20 protein-coding genes are annotated in these 20501 nt (G+C 71.2%); 8 read left to right on the top strand and 12 right to left on the bottom strand.

Annotated features, from left to right (window positions below; all coding sequences use genetic code 11):
- Positions 1-254 precede the first annotated feature (254 nt).
- Both ASF20_RS17710 and ASF20_RS17705 read left to right on the top strand, forming a co-directional pair.
- Positions 255-1328, top strand: coding sequence for a glycosyltransferase (locus ASF20_RS17710; RefSeq protein WP_056276694.1), 1074 nt, complete (start codon positions 255-257; stop codon positions 1326-1328).
- A gap of 87 nt (positions 1329-1415) precedes the next feature.
- Positions 1416-1763: a hypothetical protein gene (locus ASF20_RS17705; RefSeq protein WP_244472682.1), complete on the top strand. Its 348-nt coding sequence runs from the start codon at positions 1416-1418 to the stop codon at positions 1761-1763.
- Positions 1764-1806: 43 nt separating this feature from the next.
- Here ASF20_RS17705 and murA read toward each other — a convergent pair whose 3' ends face one another.
- From murA to ASF20_RS24250, 3 genes are all read right to left on the bottom strand, one after another.
- Entirely contained in the window at positions 1807-3096 is a 1290-nt protein-coding gene (gene murA / locus ASF20_RS17700) for a UDP-N-acetylglucosamine 1-carboxyvinyltransferase (RefSeq protein ID WP_056218613.1), read from the bottom strand.
- Between the two features lie 159 nt (positions 3097-3255).
- Complete coding sequence (locus ASF20_RS17695; RefSeq protein WP_056276281.1) at positions 3256-3459, bottom strand: hypothetical protein; 204 nt, start codon at positions 3457-3459, stop codon at positions 3256-3258.
- 84 nt (positions 3460-3543) lie between these two features.
- The gene (locus ASF20_RS24250) at positions 3544-3840 is read right to left on the bottom strand and encodes a hypothetical protein (RefSeq protein ID WP_210166847.1); all 297 of its coding nucleotides are present in this window, start codon (positions 3838-3840) and stop codon (positions 3544-3546) included.
- A gap of 148 nt (positions 3841-3988) precedes the next feature.
- Between ASF20_RS24250 and hemA the strand changes: the two genes are divergently transcribed.
- Positions 3989-5335 carry a 5-aminolevulinate synthase gene (hemA, locus tag ASF20_RS17690; protein ID WP_056276278.1) on the top strand — a complete coding sequence of 449 codons (1347 nt, stop codon included), beginning with the start codon at positions 3989-3991 and terminating at the stop codon, positions 5333-5335.
- Between the two features lie 11 nt (positions 5336-5346).
- Here hemA and ASF20_RS17685 read toward each other — a convergent pair whose 3' ends face one another.
- Positions 5347-5880 (bottom strand): TspO/MBR family protein, encoded by a 534-nt coding sequence (locus ASF20_RS17685; RefSeq protein ID WP_056218624.1) that lies wholly within the window; start codon positions 5878-5880, stop codon positions 5347-5349.
- A gap of 128 nt (positions 5881-6008) precedes the next feature.
- On the opposite strand from ASF20_RS17685, the gene ASF20_RS17680 reads away from it, so the two are divergent.
- Together ASF20_RS17680 and ASF20_RS17675 are read left to right on the top strand one after the other, a co-directional pair.
- A complete protein-coding gene (locus tag ASF20_RS17680; RefSeq protein WP_056276275.1) occupies positions 6009-7190 on the top strand; it encodes an aminotransferase class V-fold PLP-dependent enzyme in 1182 nt (393 codons plus the stop codon).
- Positions 7191-7260: 70 nt separating this feature from the next.
- Positions 7261-7683, top strand: coding sequence for a hypothetical protein (locus tag ASF20_RS17675; RefSeq protein WP_056276272.1), 423 nt, complete (start codon positions 7261-7263; stop codon positions 7681-7683).
- Between the two features lie 45 nt (positions 7684-7728).
- Here the strand turns inward: ASF20_RS17675 and mdoH are convergent, their stop codons facing one another.
- A complete protein-coding gene (gene mdoH / locus ASF20_RS17670; protein ID WP_082501419.1) occupies positions 7729-9639 on the bottom strand; it encodes a glucans biosynthesis glucosyltransferase MdoH in 1911 nt (636 codons plus the stop codon).
- A gap of 162 nt (positions 9640-9801) precedes the next feature.
- On the opposite strand from mdoH, the gene ASF20_RS17665 reads away from it, so the two are divergent.
- Positions 9802-11340, top strand: coding sequence for a glucan biosynthesis protein (locus ASF20_RS17665; RefSeq protein WP_082501443.1), 1539 nt, complete (start codon positions 9802-9804; stop codon positions 11338-11340).
- A 92-nt stretch (positions 11341-11432) separates the two neighbouring features.
- Positions 11433-13769, top strand: coding sequence for a Tex family protein (locus ASF20_RS17660; protein WP_056276269.1), 2337 nt, complete (start codon positions 11433-11435; stop codon positions 13767-13769).
- Positions 13770-13834: 65 nt separating this feature from the next.
- Here ASF20_RS17660 and ASF20_RS17655 read toward each other — a convergent pair whose 3' ends face one another.
- The 6 genes from ASF20_RS17655 to ASF20_RS17630 all read right to left on the bottom strand — a co-directional run bounded on the left by ASF20_RS17655 (position 13835) and on the right by ASF20_RS17630 (position 19351).
- A complete protein-coding gene (locus ASF20_RS17655) occupies positions 13835-14395 on the bottom strand; it encodes a DUF4337 domain-containing protein (RefSeq protein ID WP_056276265.1) in 561 nt (186 codons plus the stop codon).
- Positions 14396-14484: 89 nt separating this feature from the next.
- The gene (locus tag ASF20_RS17650; protein ID WP_056276262.1) at positions 14485-15531 is read right to left on the bottom strand and encodes a sulfate/molybdate ABC transporter ATP-binding protein; all 1047 of its coding nucleotides are present in this window, start codon (positions 15529-15531) and stop codon (positions 14485-14487) included.
- A 4-nt stretch (positions 15532-15535) separates the two neighbouring features.
- On the bottom strand, positions 15536-16420 hold the full coding sequence (cysW, locus tag ASF20_RS17645) for a sulfate ABC transporter permease subunit CysW (protein ID WP_056276260.1): 885 nt from the start codon (positions 16418-16420) through the stop codon (positions 15536-15538).
- Positions 16413-17285, bottom strand: coding sequence for a sulfate ABC transporter permease subunit CysT (gene cysT, locus ASF20_RS17640; protein ID WP_056218645.1), 873 nt, complete (start codon positions 17283-17285; stop codon positions 16413-16415). The genes cysW and cysT overlap by 8 nt, the downstream gene beginning before the upstream one ends.
- A gap of 63 nt (positions 17286-17348) precedes the next feature.
- On the bottom strand, positions 17349-18344 hold the full coding sequence (locus tag ASF20_RS17635; RefSeq protein ID WP_244476485.1) for a sulfate ABC transporter substrate-binding protein: 996 nt from the start codon (positions 18342-18344) through the stop codon (positions 17349-17351).
- A gap of 818 nt (positions 18345-19162) precedes the next feature.
- Complete coding sequence (locus ASF20_RS17630) at positions 19163-19351, bottom strand: hypothetical protein (RefSeq protein WP_056218648.1); 189 nt, start codon at positions 19349-19351, stop codon at positions 19163-19165.
- A gap of 392 nt (positions 19352-19743) precedes the next feature.
- Between ASF20_RS17630 and ASF20_RS23575 the strand changes: the two genes are divergently transcribed.
- The gene (locus tag ASF20_RS23575; protein ID WP_082487457.1) at positions 19744-19971 is read left to right on the top strand and encodes a hypothetical protein; all 228 of its coding nucleotides are present in this window, start codon (positions 19744-19746) and stop codon (positions 19969-19971) included.
- Between the two features lie 123 nt (positions 19972-20094).
- Here ASF20_RS23575 and ASF20_RS17625 read toward each other — a convergent pair whose 3' ends face one another.
- The gene (locus tag ASF20_RS17625) at positions 20095-20487 is read right to left on the bottom strand and encodes a hypothetical protein (protein ID WP_056276255.1); all 393 of its coding nucleotides are present in this window, start codon (positions 20485-20487) and stop codon (positions 20095-20097) included.
- Between the last annotated feature and the right edge of the window lie 14 nt (positions 20488-20501).

Here is a 20501-nt window from a genome sequence, read left to right as displayed (position 1 = left end):
CGAGGGGACCCGCCCACGGCAACAGGCGGGGGCGAACTCCGCCATTGTCCCGCTTGCCGGACCTGTTAGGGACGCGTCGCTGCGCCGGCTCCGTGTCGGCACCGGCGAACGGAGTTCGCACCGTGTCTCTTCCCCCTCTCACCGAAGCCGCCGGCTCCCCGGGCCAAGCCGAGTCCCCGGGCCAAGCCGAGTCCCCGGGCCAAGCCGAGTCCCCGGGCCAAGCCGAGACCTCGGCCAGATCCACCGGTCCCGCCCTGGCCGCGCCCGGCGCGGTTGTCGCCATCCCGGTGCGCAACGAGGCCGAGCGCATCGCGGCCTGCCTGCGCGCGATCGACGCCCAGACGGGGATCCCGCCGGGGAGTCTCGGCGTCGTGCTGTTTCTCAACAACTGCACCGACGCCACCGAGGCGATCGTGGCCGATCTCGCGCCGCGGATGTCGGTGCCGGTCCGGGTCACCCACGTCACGTATGCCGGCGCCCATGCGGGCTGGGCCCGGCGCGAGGCGATGAACCGGGCGGCCGACTGGCTCGGCGGGGACGGCATGATCCTCTCGACCGACGCCGACAGCCGGGTTCCGTCGGACTGGGTCGCACGCAACCGGGCCGCCCTCGACCGGGGCGCCGACGCGGTGGCCGGCCGCATCGCGCTCGATTCGGACGAGCGCGCCCTGCTGCCGCCCTCCCTGCACTGGCGCGGCGAGCGGGAGGACCTCTACAGCGACCTCCTCACCGAGGCGGAGGCGCGCATCGACCCCGATCCGCACGATCCCTGGCCCTGCCACCGCACCACCATCGGCGCCACCCTGAGCGTCAGCCTCGCGGCCTACCGGGCGGTGGGGGGCATGCCGGCGATCGCGCTCGGCGAAGACGGCGCGTTCGTGGCGCTGCTGCTCGCGCAGGGGCTGCATGTCCGGCACGACCCGGCCATCCTGGTCACGGTCTCGGGGCGCCTCGTGGGCCGGGCCCCGGGCGGCGTCGCCGACACCATCCGGGCGCGCTGCGAGAAGCCCGACAGCCTGTGCGACGCCCGCCTCGAACCGGTGCCGCTGGCGCTCTTCCGCTACGCCTGGCGGCGGCGCCTGCGCCGCCTGCACGCGGCGGGCCGGCTCGGCACCGAGCGTGGCTGGGCCCGGGCCCTGCGGATCACCGAGGCGGATGCCGTCCGCGTCGCGGCCCATCCCCTGGCGGGCCACGCGGTGGCCGAGGCCGAGCGCGCCAGTCCGCGCCTCGTCCACCGGCCGCTCGGGCCTCGGCAGCTGCCCGGCCAGATCCGGCTGGCCCGGGCGGTGCTCCCGGCGGTGCGCCTGGTCACCCGGTTCCTGGGCTGAGATGCGCCTCCCCGATCGGCGCATGCCCTCAGGGAGCGTTCAGCCCGGGGTCGCTAGATCGAGCGCCACTTCCGAAGGGATGCAGCCATGACACGCAAGGCCATGACGTCAAAGACCATCAGGACCGCGATTCTCGCCCTCGCCACCGCGGCGACGCTCGGCACCGGCCTCGGTGCTTTCGAAGCGCGGGCGCAGTATTACGGCGACGACGATCGTCCCCATCGCTTCGAGCGCCGCTACGACGAGGATCGCTACGAGCGCCGGCGCTACGACGAGGACCGGTACGACCGGCGCCCCCATGGCTACGGCGGCGGATTCGGACGCCTCTGCCTGACCCAGCGTGGCAACTGCATCACCCGCCCGCAGCCCTACGGCTCGCGCTGCGGCTGCGACATTCCCGGTTTCGGTCGCAAGCACGGCGAGATCGGCGGCTGATCCGACCCGCCCGCCGCCCGGAGCGGGCGGCGGGCGGGTCCCGTCAACTGCGGACGCGGGTGATCTCGGCGCCGCAGCGGGCGAGCTTGGCCTCCAGGGCCTCGAAGCCGCGGTCGAGGTGGTAGACCCGGTTGATGCTGGTCTCGCCCTCGGCCGCCAGGCCCGCAATGACGAGGGAGACGGAGGCGCGGAGGTCCGTGGCCATCACGGGCGCGCCCTTCAGGCGCTCGACGCCCTCGACGATGGCAAGGTCGCCCTCGAGCCGGATCCGGGCGCCGAGGCGGGCCAACTCCTGCACGTGCATGAAGCGGTTCTCGAAGATCGTCTCGCGGATGTTGGACTGGCCCTTGGCCAGCGTCATCAGCGCCATGAACTGCGCCTGCAGGTCGGTGGGGAAGCCGGGGAACGGGTCGGTGGTGATGTCGACCGCGGCGATGCCCCCACCGTTGCGGCGGATGCGGATGGTATCGGTGCCCGTGGTGATCTCGGCGCCCGTGGTCGCCAGCACGTCGAGGGCCGCGTGCAGCAGGTCCGCGCGGGTGTTCTCCAGGGTCACGTCGCCGCCGGTCATGGCCACCGCCATGGCGTAGGTGCCGGTCTCGATGCGGTCGGGCAGCACGTCGTGGCGGGCGCCATGCAGGCGCGAGACGCCCTCGACGGTGATGCGCGGCGTACCGGCCCCCTCGATGCGGGCGCCCATCTTGGTGAGGCAGGCGGCGAGATCGACGACCTCGGGCTCGCGGGCGGCGTTCTCGATCAGGGTCGAGCCGTTGGCCAGGGCCGCCCCCATCAGCGCCACGTGGGTGCCCCCCACCGTCACCTTGGGGAAGTGGATCTCGCCCCCGCGCAGGCCGTTCTTGGCCTTCGCGACGACGTAGCCGCCATCGACCTCGACGGTGGCGCCGAGGCGCTCCAGCGCCATCAGCAGCAGGTCGACCGGGCGCGTCCCGATGGCGCAGCCGCCGGGCATCGAGACCCGGGCCTCGCCGAAGCGGGCGAGCAGCGGCGCGATCACCCAGAAGCTCGCCCGCATGGTCGAGACCAGCTCGTAGGGCGCCGTGGTGTCGATGACGTTGGAGGCGGTGAGGCGGATGGTCTGGCCGGTCTCGGTGGTCTGGCCCGGGCGCTTGCCCACCACCATGTGGTCGACGCCGTGATTGCCGAGGATGCGCAGCAGCGCGTTGATGTCGGCGAGCCGCGGCACGTTGCCGAGTTCCAGGGTCTCGCCGGTCATCAGGCTGGCGATCATCAGGGGCAGCGCGGCGTTCTTGGCGCCCGAGATCGGGATCACGCCGTGCAGCGGGCGGCCGCCGATGATGTTGATGCGGTCCATCGTCTCTACAACCTTGCCTAAAATCTTGCCCGCCGGGGGCGCAGGCCGCGCCGCGGGCCGGAGAAATCGAACGTGAAACCTGGCGGGACGCGAGCCGCCCCCGTGGAAACACCACCGTTATAGCCAAGTTTTGTCGAAAAGGAGGTTCGGGGCGCCCGATTAGGCTTCGCCGCCGGACTCGGGTGTTTCGTCGGGTCCGGAGCCGAGCGAACGCCCGCGCACCTGTGCCTTGCGACGGCGCAGGTTGTCGCGCAGGGCAGCCTTCAGGCGCTCGGCCCGCTGCTCGGCGGCGCTCTTGGGCGGCGCCTTGGCGGAGGTTTCGGGAGACCCCTTCCCGTCGGGTCCGGTCTCGTCGTCCGTCATGGCGCGGAAAACGGGTCAGGCTGGGATCGGATGCGGCGGCGATCCGGTTTCAGGGCTCGCATGGTCCCGGCGCGTTCCATGGTCTCAATCGGGTTCCAGGGTCTTATCGGGTTCGAGATCTTGTCGGGTTCGAGATCTTGTCGGGTTCGAGATCTTGTCGGGTTCTAAGGTCTCGTCGGATTCATCTGGCGAAGGGTCGGGGCCGGCACGGCCCGCGCGACCCATCGTCGCCACGTCACCGTGTCGGCTTTGCAGGCCCTGGTCGATGGATGCAAAGCAGGAATGCGGATGTCGACTTGAACCAATTCCAAGTTCACCTGTATCGTCGCCATCGCGTCGGGGAAACCCGAACGTCGGGGAAACCCGCGTCAGGACGAGCATCGTCAGCAACTCCTTCACGGAGTCGGCGCCACGCTCGTCAACGAGACCGATTGCATCAAGGGCCCCCCGCACGAGGGTCCGCGTGGAAACGATCCCGCCAGAGGCCGCGATCCCACCGCCGGCCCCTCAGCCCAAGCGTGAAGGACGGATGCCCGTGAACCGCATGCCCGCGACGATCAAGATCAGCGACACCAAGCAGGGAACGGGCCAGGGAGCGGGCTGCGAGGCCAAGTCTGTGGGATCCATCGGTCAGGGCCGGACCGACTACGAGGCGCATTTCCGCACGGCCCTGGATCGCCTGCACGGCGAGCGTCGCTACCGGGTGTTCGCCGATATCGAGCGCATCGCCGGCCGCTTCCCGACCGCGCATTGGCGCAAGCCCGACGGCGGCACCTCCGAGATCACCGTCTGGTGCTCGAACGACTACCTCGGCATGGGCCAGCATCCGGACGTGGTCGGCGCCATGACCCGCACGGCGGCCCGCTGCGGCGTCGGCGCCGGCGGCACCCGCAACATCGCCGGCAACAATTCGCCGCTGGTCGACCTGGAGCGGGAGCTCGCCGACCTGCACGGCAAGGAGGCCGGCCTCGTCTTCACCTCGGGCTACGTCTCGAACCAAGCCGGCATCTCGACGATCGCCAAGCTGATCCCGAACTGCCTGATCCTATCGGACGCCTTCAACCACAACTCGATGATCGAGGGCGTACGCCATTCCGGTTGCGAGAAGCGCGTCTTCCGCCACAACGACCTGGCCCATCTCGAGGAGCTTCTGATCGCGGCGGGCGACCGCCCGAAGCTGATCGCCTTCGAGAGCGTCTATTCCATGGACGGCGACGTCTCCGACATCGGCGCGATCTGCGATCTCGCCGACCGGTACGGCGCCCTGACCTACCTCGACGAGGTCCACGCGGTCGGCCTCTACGGGCCGCGCGGCGGCGGCATCTCCGAGCGCGACGGGGTGATGCACCGGGTCGACGTGATCGAGGGTACACTGGCCAAGGGCTTCGGCTGCGTGGGCGGCTACATCACGGGGTCCGCGGTCCTGTGCGACGCGGTCCGCAGCCACGCCCCGGGCTTCATCTTCACCACCGCCCTGCCGCCGGCCATCGCCGCCGCCGCCATCGCTTCGGTGCGCTACCTCAAGCGCTCGAACGCCGAGCGCGAGGCGCACCAGCGCCAGGCCGCCCGCACCAAGGCCGCCCTGGAGGCCGCCGGCCTGCCGGTGCTGCACACCGACACCCACATCGTGCCCGTGATGGTGGGCGACGCCGAGCTGTGCAAGGCGGCGGCCGACCACCTGCTGGAGCATCACGGCATCTACATCCAGCCGATCAACTACCCCACCGTCCCGCGCGGCACCGAGCGCCTGCGGATCACGCCCTCGCCCTTCCACGACGATGCCCGCATCGCCAAGCTCACGGCCGCGCTCGCCGAGACCTGGGACACCCTCGACCTCCCGCGCGCCGGGACGGTGTTCGTCGAGGCGGCCGAGTAGCCGGCCTCGCCTCAGTTCAGGCGCCAGATCGCGCCGGTGAGCACGGTCGCGAAGCCGACCCAGGCGGCGTAGGGCACCAGCAGCCCCGCCGCCGCCCGGTCGAAGCGCCAGGACAGGCGGATCGTCCAGAGGATCATCACCCACATCGCGGCCGAGACCACCAGCGCCGCCCCGAGGGCGTGCGCGGCGAAGAAGGTCGGGGTCCAGGCGGCGTTGAGGGCGAGCTGCACCGCGAAGGCGACCAGTGCCAGCCGCCACGCCCCCTGGCTCGGACCCGTGCGCGGCTTCACCCCGAGGAGCCGGAAGGCCGAGAGCGCGATCATCCCGTAGAGGATCGTCCAGGCCACCGGGAACGCCCAGTTCGGCGGGTTGAAGGCCGGTTTCGTCAGCCCGGCATACCATCCGTCGATGTTCGGGCCGGTGGCGGACGAGCCGAGCACGGCCGTCAGCACCACTGGCAGGATCGCCGCCGCCAGCCGCCCGGGCAGGGCCAGGGCGGGCGCGGTGGGAATGTGGATCGGCGACGAGGCGGGCGCACGGGACATGACGAACGGGATTCCTTGCCTTGGGCGAGATTTCTCTCACCTTTAGAGGGAGAGGACGCCGCGCCTGCGGGTCCGTGCACCGGTCGGCGCGGGCCGGTCAACAGAACCCTGACGGACGAACACGCCCCATGTCGGAACCGAACGCACCGAAGCCGCCTTCGGATGCTGCGCCCGCGTTCGCGAAGCGCAGTCTCGCCGCCCAGGCCCTGGGCCATGTCGACCCGGTGACGCGGGCCGTGGTGGCACCCCTGCACGTGGCGACCACCTTCCTGCGCGATCCCGACAACGGCTACAGCTCGGGCTTCTCCTACGCGCGCCCCGACAACGCCACCGTGCGGGAGGCGGAGGCCGTGCTGGCGATGCTGGAGGACGCGGCGGCCGGCGCCCTGCTGTTCGGCTCCGGCATGGCGGCGGCCACCGCCGTCTTCACGGCCCTGGAGCCCGGCGACCACGTGGTGGCGCCCCGGGTGATGTACTGGGGCCTGAAGCGCTGGCTCAACGCCGAGATGCCGCGCCGGCGGATCGCGGTCGATTTCGTCGACATGGACGACCTGCCCGCCCTGGAACGGGCGATCCGGCCCGGCACCACGACGCTCGTCTGGATCGAGACCCCCGGCAACCCGCTCTGGACGGTCACCGACATCGCCGAGGCCGCCCGCCTCGCGCACGCGGCGGGCGCCCGGCTCGCCGTCGATTCCACCGCCGCCTCCCCGATCCACACCCGGCCGCTGACGCTTGGCGCCGACATCGTGATGCACTCGGCCACCAAGATCCTGAACGGCCATTCCGACGTGGTGGCGGGGGTGCTCGCCGGGGCCCGGGCGGACGCGTTCTGGGAGCGCCTCGCGGCGATCCGCTCGGGCGGCGGGGCCATCCTCGGCCCGTTCGAGGCCTACCTGCTGATGCGCTCGCTGCGCACCCTTCCGCTGCGGGCGGCGGCGCAGGCCGCCAGCGCGGCCGAACTCGCCCGCCGCCTCCAGGCGCATCCGAACGTCTCGCGCGTCCTCTATCCCGGCCTGCCGGACGATTCCGGCCATGCGGTGGCGGCCCGGCAGATGCAGGGCGGCTTCGGCTTCATGCTGTCGATCCGGGTGCGGGACGGCGAGGCGGCGGCGATTGCCGCGGCGGCGCGGGTTCGGCTGTGGAAGCGGGCGACGTCGCTCGGCGGCGTCGAGAGCCTGATCGAGCACCGGGCCTCGGTGGAGGGGCCGGATTCCCCGTGCCCGCCGGATCTCCTGCGGCTGTCCACGGGGATCGAGGCGGTGGACGACCTGTTCGCCGACCTCGACGCCGCCCTGCGGGATGCGTGAATTTTCGCGTGGTGCGGGGAAGGGGCCTCGCGCGTTGGTGGGCAGGATCATCGCGAGAGACCGCCCGACCATGCCGAAGCCTGCCCTGCTCACCGGAGCCTTCGCGCTCCTCCTCTTCGGCGTGCCCGCCCGTGCCGACAGCGGGCCGCCCGAGCTGAACATCGAGAAGACCTGCCAGTCGGCGGCCTCGGCGAGCGTCAGCGACAATGCCAGTCAGGAAGGTTGCCTGCGCTCCGAGCGTGCCTCGCACGACGAGGTCAAGCGCCGCTGGAACGAGTTCACCCCCGCCGCCAAGCGCCAGTGCGAGAAGCAGTTCGAGGCCGGCGGCTTCCCGTCCTACGTCGAGATGGTGACCTGCCTCGAACTGGCGAGCGGCACCGGCCTGCCGAGGCAGGCCGACGATTCCCGCGCCGGCAAGGGCACCGGCAGCGCCACCAAGGAGCCGAGTCCGGCCCAGCGCACCGACCCGATCAAGGTGCTCGAGAAGCAGTGACGCGGGTCCGGGCCGGACGACTCGCGGGGCGGACGTCGTCCCGGTTCAGCTCGAGGAGGCCGGCACCTCGTCGGCGAGCCAGGTCGGCTCGGCCCGACCACGGCCGGCCTCGGCTGCCCCGCCGCGGCTCTGCGCCAGGGCGGTGAGCTCCGGCGCGCGGGCGGTGTCGTCCACGGTCAGGAACAGGCGCCGGGTCTGCGAGATCCGGCCGAGGCGGGCGCTGCTCGTCAGCACGCTCTGGGCCGGGCTCGACAGCAGGCCGAGCGCCACCGGAGCCATCCAGAGGGCGAGCCAGGGATCGCCGGCGAAGGCGAGGCCGCCCGCCAGCAGGACGCCCGCCACGAGGGTGTCGACCTGGAGCCGGCAGGCCTCGGCCCACGGCACGCGGCGGTCGTCGCGCACCTGCGCGTCCCAGCGCACGACGCGCCCCACGAAGGTGGTGGCGACGGCGCCCGCCGCGAACAGCGTCATCACCGGCCAGAGCAGGACCCAGATCGCCTGTTCGAGGACGGCGCTCTTCAGGAGCGCGGCGGTGCCGCCGAAGGCCGCGCGGCGTTCGGCCGAAGCCAGCACGTGGCCGAGGCTGAGGAGCTTCGGCACGGCCAGGATCGTGACCACCAGGGCGGCGAGGGCGTGGGCGGCGGCGCCCGTGCCGGTCAGGCCGTAGCCGAGCAGGCCGAGATCGCCGGTCCGTGCCGCCTGGAGCGTGCCGAAGGCGAGGAACAGCACCCAGAGCGGGCAGGCCACGTAGGACAGGATGCCGACGGCGAGGTGCCAGCGGCTGGCGGGGCGCAGGCCCGGCATGGCGGTGACGCGCAGGTGCTGCATGTTGCCCTGGCACCAGCGGCGTTCGCGCCCGAGGAGGTCGACGAGGTTCGTCGGCATCTCTTCCCAGGTGCCGCCCATCTCAGGCAGCAGGCGGACCTCCCAGCCGGCCCGGCGCAGGAGCGCGCCCTCGACGATGTCGTGGCACAGGATCTCGCCGCCCAAGGGGGCCTTGCCGGGCAGCACGGGCAATGCGGCATTGTTGGCGAAGGCCGCGACGCGCACGATGGCGTTGTGGCCCCAATAGCTGCCGTCCGGCCCCTGCCAGGTCTCCAGGCAGCGGATCGCCAGCGGCGCGTAGAGCCGCACGGCGAATTGCTGGATGCGGGCGAACAGGGTGTCGCGCCCGGTGGCGTAGGACACGGTCTGGATCAGCCCGACCCGGGGACTCTCCTCCATCAGCCGGGCGAGGCGGCGCATGGCGCTGCCGGTCATCAGGCTGTCGGCGTCGAGCACGATCATGAAGTCGTATTCGGGCCCGTAGGTCTTGCAGAACTCCGCGATGTTGCCCGCCTTGCGGCCGGCATTGTCCCGGCGGCGCCGGTAGCGGATGCGCGGCAGGCCGGGGCCGTGCTGGCGGGTCCAGGCCTCGATCCGCGCGAATTCATGCTCCTCGATCGCCGCGATGGCCCCGTCCCGCGTGTCGGAGAGAACGAAGATGTCGATGTCGCCGCCGTCGCCCCCGGCCCGCTGCAGCGAGCGGGCCATGACGCGCAGCGCCGCGAACACCGCCACGGCGTCCTCCGCGTGGATCGCCACCACGGCCGCCGTCCGGCTCAGGCCCGAGGCCTCCGCCGGCACGGTGAGGGAGCGTCGCTCCAGGGCGGATTTCGCCCGGTCGCCGAAAGCCGTGGCGACGAGGCCGTAGACGTATTGCCAGGCCACGAAGGCCTGCCAGGTCATCACGAGGGCGAACAGCCCGAGCACCGCCCCGCCGAGGAGGCCGGACGGCGTTCCATAGGCGCCGAGCGCCAGGGCGGCGACGAGAGCGCCCAGGGCGAGGGGCGGGAGAGCCAGCAGCAGCCGGCGGGCCAGGACCGCGGCGGAGAAGGAACCGCGCGCCTCGGGCGAGAATTCCAGCGGACCCGGGATTTCAGCCGCCGGGGCGTCGTGCGACAACCTGTGGGACATGGGGCGCGGGAAACTCGAAGGAGGGGACACCGTGATCCCTCGACCGGGCGGGCCGGCGAAAGGGAACAGATGCGCGATGGCGAGGGTCTCGAGGGACGCGGACAGACCGAGTCCTTCTCGCGGCGGCAGACCCTTCGGACCACGCTCAGCGTGGCCGTCGGGATGGTCCTGCCTACCGCACACGATCTGAATGCGGGCCGAACGCGCGCGGCGGCTCCCGATCCCCTATCATTCGAGGTCGTGAAGGCGAAGGCGCGGGCGCTCGCGGCGCACCCCTACCAGGCCCAGCCGGACGATCTGCCGCCGCCGCTCGCCGGCCTGTCCTACGACGGCTACCGCGCCATCACCTTCCGGCCGGAGGCGAGCCTGCCGCTGGGCCGCCGCTTCTCGGCCCAGCTGTTCCATCGGGGCTTCCTGCAGCGCAAGCGCGTCGCCCTGTACCGGCAGCCGCGCAACGGTCCGGCCCAGCAGATCCCCTACGCCCCGGACCTGTTCGACCTCGGACCGGACCTGAAGGGGCAGAGCTTTCCCCCCGACCTCGGCTTTGCGGGCTTCCGGCTGCATCATGCCTTCCAGGTCGACCGGCCGGCGGACCAGGAGGAATTCCTGGTCTTCCTCGGCGCCTCCTACTTCCGGCTGCGCGGGTTCGGCCAGGAATACGGGCTCTCGGCCCGCGGCGCCGCCCTGCGCACCGGGGGACCGGGCGCGGAGGAATTCCCGGACTTCACCGCCTTCTGGATCTGCGAGCCGGAGGCCGACGCCCCCACCATCGAGATCTGGGCCCTGCTCGATTCCCCGAGCCTCGCCGGGGCCTACCGCTTCCGCGTGGCGCCGGGCGACCCCTCGGTGATGCATGTCGAGGCGTCCCTGTATCCCCGCACCGCCCTGGAGCATCTCGGGCTCGCTCCCCTCACCAGCATGTTCCTGCACGGGGCGAACGGGCCCGGCGCGCGGAGCGCCGCGCCCTTCGACGACTTCCGTCCGCAGGTGCATGATTCCGACGGGCTGGCGGTGGTGACCCGGGGCGAACGGCTGTGGCGGCCCCTGGTCAACGGCCGGGCGCAGCCGCAGATCTCGGCCTTCGGCGTCGACCCGCTGGAGGGCTTCGGCCTGCTCCAGCGCGCCCGCGACTTTCCCGCCTATCTCGACGTGCAGGCCCGGCACGAGGCGCGGCCCGGGCTCTGGATCACGCCGGAAGCCGGGTTCGGGGCCGGCGCGGTCCGGCTCTTCGAGATCCCGTCGCGCGAGGAGTACATGGACAACATCGTGGCGGCCTTCGTGCCCGGCGCGCCCCTGCCGGCCGGGACCGAGCGAGCCGTGTCCTACACCCTCACGACGGTCGGGGCGGAGCCGGCGACGGTCGTGCCCGGCACCCTCGGTCGGGTCGTCTCCACACGGGTGGGTTCGGCCGAGCGCCTGCGCCCGACCACGCCGCCGAGCCCGGATCGTCGCCTCTACGTCATCGATTTCGCGGGGCCGGGCCTGCCGGCCGACCGCGGGGCGGACCTGGCCGCCGACGCGTCCGCCAGCGCCGGCACGATGGTCGACCCGGTGGTGGAGTTCGTGCCCCAGACCGGCGGCTGGCGGCTCTACGTCGAGTGGCGGCCGCCGACGCCGCTGCCGGCGGGCGACGTGATCCTGCGCGCCCGCCTCGTCCGGGACGGCCGGGCCGTGACGGAGACCTGGGACGCGGTCGCCTGACGATCCGCCCATACGATCTGGCCATGCCAGCGGTGGGTTTGACCTCCCGGCGGCCGGCCCTGTAGACACCCGGCCCCACCCGGAGACGCCTCATGGCCGCCATCAACACGAGTCTCGCCGCCGAACTCGGCGTCGCGGAATGGCAGGTGAAGGCCGCGGTCGACCTGCTCGACGGCGGTGCGACGGTGCCGTTCATCGCGCGCTACCGCAAGGAGGTCACCGGCACTCTCGACGACGCGCAGCTGCGCACCCTGGAGGAGCGCCTCGCCTACCTGCGCGATCTGGAGGCCCGCCGGGCGGCGGTGCTGGAGGCGATCGAGGCCCAGGGCAAGCTCGAGGCCGGGCTGAAGGCGCGGATCCTCGCGGCCGACACCAAGGCCCGGCTGGAGGACCTCTACCTGCCCTTCAAGCTGAAGCGGCGGACGAAGGCGCAGATCGCCCGCGAAGCCGGGCTCGCCCCCCTCGCCGAGGCTCTGCTGGCCCGGCCCGACCAGTCTCCCGAGGCGGCTGCCCGGGCCTACGTGGACGCGGGCAAGGGCGTCGCCGACGTCGAGGCCGCCCTCGAGGGTGCGCGCGCCATCCTGATCGAGCGCTTCGGCGAGGACCCGGAGCTGGTCGGTTCGCTCCGCGAGACCGGCTGGCAGCGCGGCCGGATGGTCGCCACGGTGAAGCCCGGCAAGGCGGCGTCCGGCGAGAAGTTCTCGGATTACTTCGACTTCTCGGAAGCCCTCGCGAAGCTGCCCTCGCACCGCATCCTCGCCCTGTTCCGCGGCGAGAAGGAAGAGGTGCTCGACCTCGCCATCGCCGACGCGGTGGGCGAGGAGCCTGCCAAGGGCCAGCCCGGTTCGCAGGAACTGCGCATCGCCAAGACCTTCGGCATCCGCGACCAGGGCCGACCCGGCGACGCCTTCCTGATGGAGACGGTGCGGCGGACTTGGCGCACCCGCCTGAAGTCCGCCACGGACACGGACCTGCGCGCCCGGCTCTGGGCCGTGGCGGAGGCCGGCGCCGTCTCGGTGTTTGCTGGCAACCTGCGCGACCTCCTGCTCGCGGCCCCGGCCGGGGCGCGCCCGACCCTCGGGCTCGACCCGGGCTTCCGCACCGGCGTGAAGGTCGCGGTGGTCGACGCCACCGGCAAGGTGGTGGCCACCGACACGATCTACCCGCACGAGCCGCGCCGCGACTGGAACGGCGCCCTGATCGCTCTCGCCAAGCTCTGCCGGACGCACAAGGTGGAGCTCGTCGCCATCGGCAACGGGACCGCCTCGCGCGAGACCGACAAGCTCGCCGCCGAACTTATCGCCAAGCAGCCCGAGCTGAAACTGACCAAGGTGATGGTCTCGGAGGCCGGCGCCTCGGTCTACTCGGCCTCGGCCTATGCCAGCGCGGAGCTGCCCGAGCTCGACGTCTCGATCCGCGGCGCGGTCTCCATCGCCCGGCGCCTGCAGGACCCCCTGGCCGAGCTCGTCAAGATCGAACCGAAGGCGATCGGCGTCGGCCAGTACCAGCACGATCTGGCCGAGGGGAAGCTGGCGCGCTCCCTCGACGCGGTGGTGGAGGATTGCGTGAACGGCGTCGGGGTCGACGTGAACACCGCCTCGGCGCCGCTGCTGGCCCGGGTCTCGGGCCTCACCGCGCGGGTGGCCTCCAACATCATCGGGCACCGGGACGCCCACGGCCCGTTCCGCAGCCGCGCCGGCCTGAAGAAGGTGGCGGGGCTCGGGCCCAAGGCCTACGAACTCGCCGCCGGCTTCCTGCGCATCCGCGGTGGGACCGATCCCCTCGACGCTTCGGGCGTGCACCCGGAGGCCTACCCGGTGGTTCGCCGGATCCTTACCGCCACCGGCCAGCCGATCCAGGCGTTGATCGGCAACACCGGCGCCCTGCGCAGCCTGGACCCGAAGGTCTTCACCGACGCGACCTTCGGCCTGCCCACCGTCACCGACATCCTGTCGGAACTGGAGAAGCCGGGCCGCGACCCGCGCCCGGCCTTCCGGACCGCGACCTTCCAGGAGGGGGTCGAGAAGATCGCCGACCTGAAGCCCGGCATGCGCCTGGAGGGTGTCGTCACCAACGTGGCGGCCTTCGGCGCCTTCGTGGATGTCGGGGTTCACCAGGACGGCCTGGTGCATATCTCGATGCTGGCCGACCGGTTCGTGAAGGACCCCCGCGAGGTGGTGAAGCCCGGCGACGTCGTGCAGGTCCGGGTGCTCGAGGTCGATCCCAACCGCAAGCGCATCGCCCTCACGATGCGCTCGGACGAGGCCGGCGCGCCGCGTCCCGCCGCCCGCCGCGAGGCGCCGCCCGCTCCGGCTCCGGCCGCGAGACCGGCACTGCGGGCCAATCCGGCGCCGGCGCCCGAGGCCGGCGGCGCCCTGGCCGAGGCTCTGCGGCGCGCGGCCCTCGCCAAGGGAATGCCGAAGCGCTGAGCGCCCCGTCCTCGCCCGGCGGCTGCCGATGGCGCGCCGCCGGGGACGGGCTCACGGGGACACGTTCAGTGGAAGAACGGCAGCGTGTGCGGCGCGTAGAGGCCGAAGCCCAGCAGGGCCAGGCCGGCGACGCCCAGGAGCCCGCCTCCGACCACCAGGGCGAAGATGCCGGTGATGACCTCCGCCGAGGCGAGCACGATGCCGATCTGGAAGGCGGCCGAGGCAATCTCGTAATGGTGGTAGCGGTGCAGGGCGAGGTCGCGCACCTCCTGCGAGTGCCGCGCCTTCTCGGCCAGTTCCTTGCGCCCCTCGCCGGTGGCGGGCTCGCTGTCCCAGCGGGCCATGGTCTTGGCCCACTCGGCGCGCTTGGCCTTCACGGCCTCGGCATTCGCCACCTCCGGCGGCAGCAGCGCCAGGGTCTCGTCGGCGGTCTTGAGGACCGTGCCCCGGATGGTGCGGGCCTGGAAGTAGGCCCACTGGTTGGAGGCCTCGACATTGGCCCCGAGGGCGTCGGTCTGCGCGCCCTTGGCCAGGGTCTCGGCCAGCGCCAGGAACAGCGCCAGCACCGAGATCAGCAGCGCGACGCGCTTGTTCGAACCGCTGCCCGCCCCGTGACCACCCGACATGCTGCCTCCTCCTGATTTGGACGGCGGCAGTCACACCCGATCGCGTCGGCGAGCGCAAGACGCTTTCCCGTCAGTCCGGAAAACCCACGCTAGTTCGGAAACACGTGGCCGCCGATGATCCGCAGGCCCACGGGGCTCCCGGCGGCGAAGCGGTTGGTGTCGGCGGCCTCCACCACCACGGTCTTGCCCTCGGGCCGGTCGACTTCGATGCGCTGACGCCCCTGCGTCCGGTAGGACGAGCGCACGACGCCCTGGAGATGGGCCTGATCGCCCTCGGCGAACTGGAGCTGCCAGGGGCGGGCATAGAGCTTGACCGGACCGACGAGGCCCTCGGGGGCCCGCACCGGCGTCAGGCGGCCGTCGACGCGGACCTCGCCGCCCTGCGCGATCGCCTCGACCTCGATGGTGTCGCCGAGGAACTTCAGCACGGTGGCGGAGACCGGCGCCTCCTGGACCTCGTCCGGAGTGCCGACCTGCTCCAGACGGCCCTTGTCGAGCACCGCAACACGGTCGGAGAGCTCCAGGGCCTCGTCCTGGTCGTGGGTCACGAAGATCGTGGTCTGGCCGGTGCGGTCGTGGATCTCGCGCAGCCAGCGGCGCAGGTCCTTGCGCACCTGGGCGTCGAGGGCGCCGAACGGCTCGTCGAGCAGGAGGACGCGCGGCTCCACCGCGAGCGCCCGGGCCAGCGCGATGCGCTGCCGCTGTCCGCCGGAGAGCTGGCTTGGATAGCGGTCAGCGAAGCCGGAGAGCTTGATGAGGTCGAGGAGGTCGCCGACCCGGCGCTTGATCTCAGCCTTGGCCGGGCGCTCGGACCGCTTCCGGGCGTTGAGTCCGTAGGCGATGTTCTCGGCGACACTCATGTGTTTGAAGAGGGCGTAGTGCTGGAACACGAAGCCCACCGCGCGCTGCTGCACGGGGAGCCGGGTCGCGTCCTCGGCCCCGAACACGATGCGGCCCGCATCGGGGAAATCGAGGCCGGCGATGATGCGCAGCAGCGTGGTCTTGCCCGAGCCCGAGGGGCCGAGCAGCGCCAGCAACTCGCCCGCCCGCACGTCGAGAGAGAAGTCGTGCAGGACCGCGGCCGTGTCGAACGTCTTCGACAGCGCCTCGACCCGGATGGCGGTGGAGCCGCCCACCCGCTCAGTGGCCCCGGGCGCCCGCGGCGATCTCGTCGGCGTAGCGCCATTCGAGGAGGGATTTGACGCAGAGGGTGACGAGGGCGAGGCCGGCCAGGAGGGAGGCGACGGCGAAAGCGGCAACGAAGTTGTACTCATTGTAGAGAATCTCCACGTGGAGCGGCAGCGTGTTGGTGAGGCCCCGGATGTGGCCGGAGACCACCGAGACCGCGCCGAACTCGCCCATCGCGCGGGCATTGCAGAGGAGCACGCTGTAGAGGAGGCCCCAGCGGATGTTCGGCAGCGTCACCGTCCGGAAGGCGTGCCAGCCGGACGCCCCGAGGGTCAGCGCCGCCTCCTCCTCCGCCGTGCCCTGCTCCTGCATCAGCGGGATGAGCTGGCGGGCGACGAACGGGAAGGTGACGAAGATGGTCGCCAGCACGATGCCCGGTACCGCGAAGATGACCTGGACGTCGTGATCGAGCAGCCACGGGCCGAGGATGCCCTGCGCCCCGAAGACCAGCACGTAGATCAGGCCCGAGACTACCGGCGAGACCGAGAACGGCAGGTCGATCAGGGTGACGAGCAGGTTCTTGCCCCAGAACTCGAACTTGGCGACGGCCCAGGAGGCCATGATCCCGAAGACGAGGTTGAACGGCACCGCGATGGCGGCGGTCAGCAGCGTCAACCGGATCGCCGCGTGGGCGTCGGCCTCGGTGAAGGCGGCGAGGTAGGCGGCAAAGCCCTTGGCGAAGGCCTGCGCGAACACGGTGAGGAGCGGCAGCACCAGGAACAGCGCCAGGAACAGGATCGCGACGGCGATCAGCAGCCAGCGGATCCAGCGCCCCTCGGTGACGACGCTGGCCGGACGCGCCTCGGCGAGGGCGACGGGGGCGAAGGTCTCAGACATAGCCGAATCTCCGCCGGCTCCAGGCCTGGATCAGGTTGATGGCGAGGAGGGTGAGGAACGAGATGCCCAGCATGATCGTGGCGATGGCGCAGGCGCCGCCGTAATCGTACTCGGACAGCTTGATGACGATGAGGAGCGGCGCGATCTCGGAGACGTAGGGCAGGTTGCCGGCGATGAAGATGATCGAGCCGTACTCGCCGACCCCGCGGGCGAAGGCGAGGGCGAAGCCCGTGAGCACCGCCGGGATCAGCGGCGGCAGCACCACCCGCACCAGGGTGTGGACGCGCCCCGCCCCGAGGGTGGCGGAGGCCTCCTCGATCTCCTTGTCGATCTCGGCGATCAGCGGCTGCACCGTGCGCACCGCGAAGGGCAGGCCGATGAACACCATGGCGATGTAGATGCCCACGGGCGTGTAGGCCGCCTCGATGCCGATCCGGGCGAGCTGCGCGCCGACGAGGCCGTTGGGGGCGTAGAGCGCGGCCAGGGCAATGCCGGCCACGGCGGTGGGGAGCGCGAAGGGGAGGTCCACCACCGCGTCGACGATCTTGCGGCCGGGAAACCGGTAGCGCGTCAGCACCCAGGCGATGAGGAAGCCGAACACCGAGGCCGTCAGCGCCGCCAGGAGGGAGACGCCGAAGCTGACGCGCAGGGCGCTGGCCACGCGTGGATCGGTGGCGACCTCCCAGATGCCCGCGAAGCCGAGGCCGGAGGCGCGCGTCACCAGAGCGGCCAGCGGCAGCAGCACGATCAGGCCGAGGCAGGTCAGGGTGTAGCCGAAGGCGAGCCCGAAACCGGGGATCACGCTCGGACGGAGGAAGCGGCGCTTCGCACGGGTCGGCGGGTTGGCGCGCGGGGGCGGGGCCATGGTGGTGTCCTGCTCAGGTCTCGGGCCCCGCCCGGGTAAGCGCGGGGATCGGGGAGCGCCGGGTCAGCGCCCCGCCTTGCTCAGCTGGTCGAACAGGCCCCCGTTGTCGAAATTCTTCTTCTGGATCTCGTCCCAGTCGCCCTGCAGATCCTCGATCTTGAACAGCTTCAGCTCGGGCAACTGCGCCAGGTCCTCGGGCTTGGCCGCCGCGCGGTTGAGCGGGCGGTAATGGTGCTTGGCGAAGATGGCCTGCGCCCGGTCGGAATAGAGGAACTGAAGATAAGCCTCGGCCTGTTTGCGGGTTCCCTTCTTGTCGACGTTGACGTCGACCAGGGCGACCGGGGGCTCGGCGTAGATGGAGGTCGGCGGCACCACCACATCGAACTTGTCGCGGCCGAACTCCTCGAACACGAGGTAGGCCTCGTTCTCCCAGGTGGGCAGCACGTCGCCGAGGCCGCGCTGCGCGAAGGTCACGGTGGAGCCGCGGGCGCCGGTGTCGAGGACCGGGACGTTCCTGTAGACCGCCCCCACGAAGGCGTTGGCCTTGTCGGCGTCCTTGCCCTCCTTCTCGTAGGCGTAGCCCCAGGCTGCGAGGAAGTTCCAGCGACCGCCGGCGGAGGTCTTCGGGTTCGGGGTGATGACCTTGATGTCGGGTTTCACGAGGTCGCCCCAGTCCGTCACGCCCTTCGGGTTGCCCTTGCGCACGAGGAACACCACGGTCGAGGTGTAGGGCAGGCCCTGGTTCGGCAGCTTCGTCCGCCAATCGGGGACGATCTTCTTCGAGATCCGGCTGATCGCGTCGATGTCGGACGGGATGCCGAGGGTCACCACATCGGCCGGAATGCCGTCGATCACCGTGCGGGCCTGCGAGCCCGAGCCGCCATGTGCGGCGCGCACGGTCAGGGTCTCGCCGGTCTTGGCCTTCCACTCCTCGGAGAAGGCCGCGTTGATCTCCCGATAGAGCTCGCGAGTCGGATCGTAGGAGACGTTGAGGAGCTCGGTCTGGGCGCAGGCCAGGGTCGGCACGAGCAGGGCCGCGGCGAGGCCGGCGCCGAGCAGGACTGCATGGCGGCGGGTGCGGCCGGTGGTCCGGGAAGAAGTCTCGCTCACGGGGGTCTCCGAATCTGGCTCGCGCAGCCGGAGCGGAGGCATCCGCATCGCGACCCCGGCGGTGCTGGTTTCGTTCGTTTTAACGAACGTTGTCAAGCGTTGGGCCTGGGTCGGATAAGCCGGTATGGGTCCCTTCGTTCCCCGGAGCCCCCCCGATCGAAAGCGAGTTTACTTCGAGGGAGAACAGGATACTCCCTGGGTTCAAGACGGAAGAAGAAACTGCTGGTCGCGCCGGGTTCTATAGAAAGGACATTTCCATCATTTTTCGAAGCTGGTCGGGTGTCCTGCGCCGGGGGGAGGCGATCGCCGCGATCGGTTGGCTTCACCGCGGAAGAAGGGTGCCCGGTGCCCGCCCCCTCGAGGATGAGGTCGGGGGCGCGGGCCCACCCGGCCGAGGCCACGCCGAACACCCCGCAGGCGGGAGCCTCGGGGCATCGGGGACCGCCTCAGGGCAGGATCCCGGCTACCGCTGGCGGCAGGCGGGAATGTGAGGGTGGCTGAGGAATGGGGCGCGCCGGCCTCAGGCTACGGCGCGGAACGCTCAGTCCGCCGCGACGGCGATGAGCGAGAACAGAGACGCCAGCAGGATGTTGCCGACAACGACGAGGGCGAGCGTGATCATGGAACTGCTTCGTGTGAGAGCGCGGCGGAGTGCGCGTGCTCATCGGATCAACGCACCACTAGCGATCCCGGCGTGAACCGTCCGTGAATTCACGCACAGGCGAGGGCAAGATTCGGAAACGCGGTAAACGGGCCACACCCGGGGCTCAGCGCTTACCCTTGCCGAGCCGGGCGAGCAGCGCCTCGAGCCGTGCGCTCGGCGGATCGGCCACGATCTCGGCGTAGAAGGAGCGAAGGGTGTGCCCGAGATGGCGGCGGACGCTGGGGCCAAGCGTCGGCGTGGCGGGCCGCACCCCATCGGCTCCGGACGAATATTCGCTTCGGGTCTTGGGCATGACTCTGACCCCGGCCTCCGCATCCCGCGCTCCGCACGAGGCAGGGCGGTCGAAGCGTGACAGTGGCACCGATCGGTTAAGGATACGCTGACGCCGCGATGGGTCCGGCGCACCGGCATTGCAAGCGCCGCAAGACTTATCAAAGGTTGTCAAGCGCATAGGATAAAATCGCAGGGCTAAAAAAAACCTCTGCCGGCGCCCTTCGGCGGAAATGGCGACCGGCCAAAGACTTGGCCGTTCGAGGGCGGTTCGGGTCGATGGTGAAACGGCTAACGGAGGGTTTCCGGTGATGGACGAATCCGTCCGGATTCGCTTACAACATCCAAGCTCACGGCGCCGCAGAGTGGTTGTTTCTCGAACTCCCGCAACCAATAACGGGAATTATAACCGGCATGCAGAATATTACCATTACTGATCGAGAACGTGATGCTGTATTAGCCGCGCTTCGCTATTATCAATTCTACCGTTTGCAGGGGCATCCCTTCAGCCCGCATCAGGATCACTTGATCGATGCTATTGCGAGCGATTCCGGGGAAGCTCTTGATCTGGCAGAGATCGATGATCTCTGCGCCGGCCTGAACGGAAACGACCACGCTCTCGCGGCCGTCACCAGCGCCTGAAATCCGCAGGCAGGTGGGGCGGATGCCGTCGCCGCCCCCGATGCACCCCAACCCGTAAGACCCGCGCCGGCCCCTGATGACGGGGCCAGCGCTCCCCCGGGCCCCATGGCCGGGGCCCGCGCCTCAGGGCGCGCCGTCCACTTGCTTCTGCGCCCGATCGACCGCTTCGCCGCAGGCCTTGGCATCGCCCTTCTTGTCGGCCGTGCGCGCCTCGTCGAGGGCCACCTTCGCCTGCATCGCCTTGTCGCCGCCCTCTCCGGCCTCCGCCGACTTCTCGGGGGCCGCGGCCTCGGCCGAGGCGCTGCCGCCGCTTCCCGTGATGCCCTGACCGCTGCGCGCGCTGGCCGTGGCCTTGCCGCTGGTGTTGGCGGAGATCGCCTCCTTGGCCAGATCCTTCACTGGTCCCTCGAGCTTGGCGATGCGATCGCCGCAGGGCGAGGCGAGGGCGGGCGCCGCACCCGCTGCGAGGAAACCGGCGGCGAGACACCCGGCAACGGGCCACAGGAAACGGGTCATCGATTGCTGTCCTT

This window comes from Methylobacterium sp. Leaf88, assembly GCF_001422795.1.
GTDB lineage: Bacteria > Pseudomonadota > Alphaproteobacteria > Rhizobiales > Beijerinckiaceae > Methylobacterium.
The sequence above is the reverse complement of the archived record's forward strand: the minus strand, read 5'-3'. Positions and strand labels throughout refer to the sequence as shown.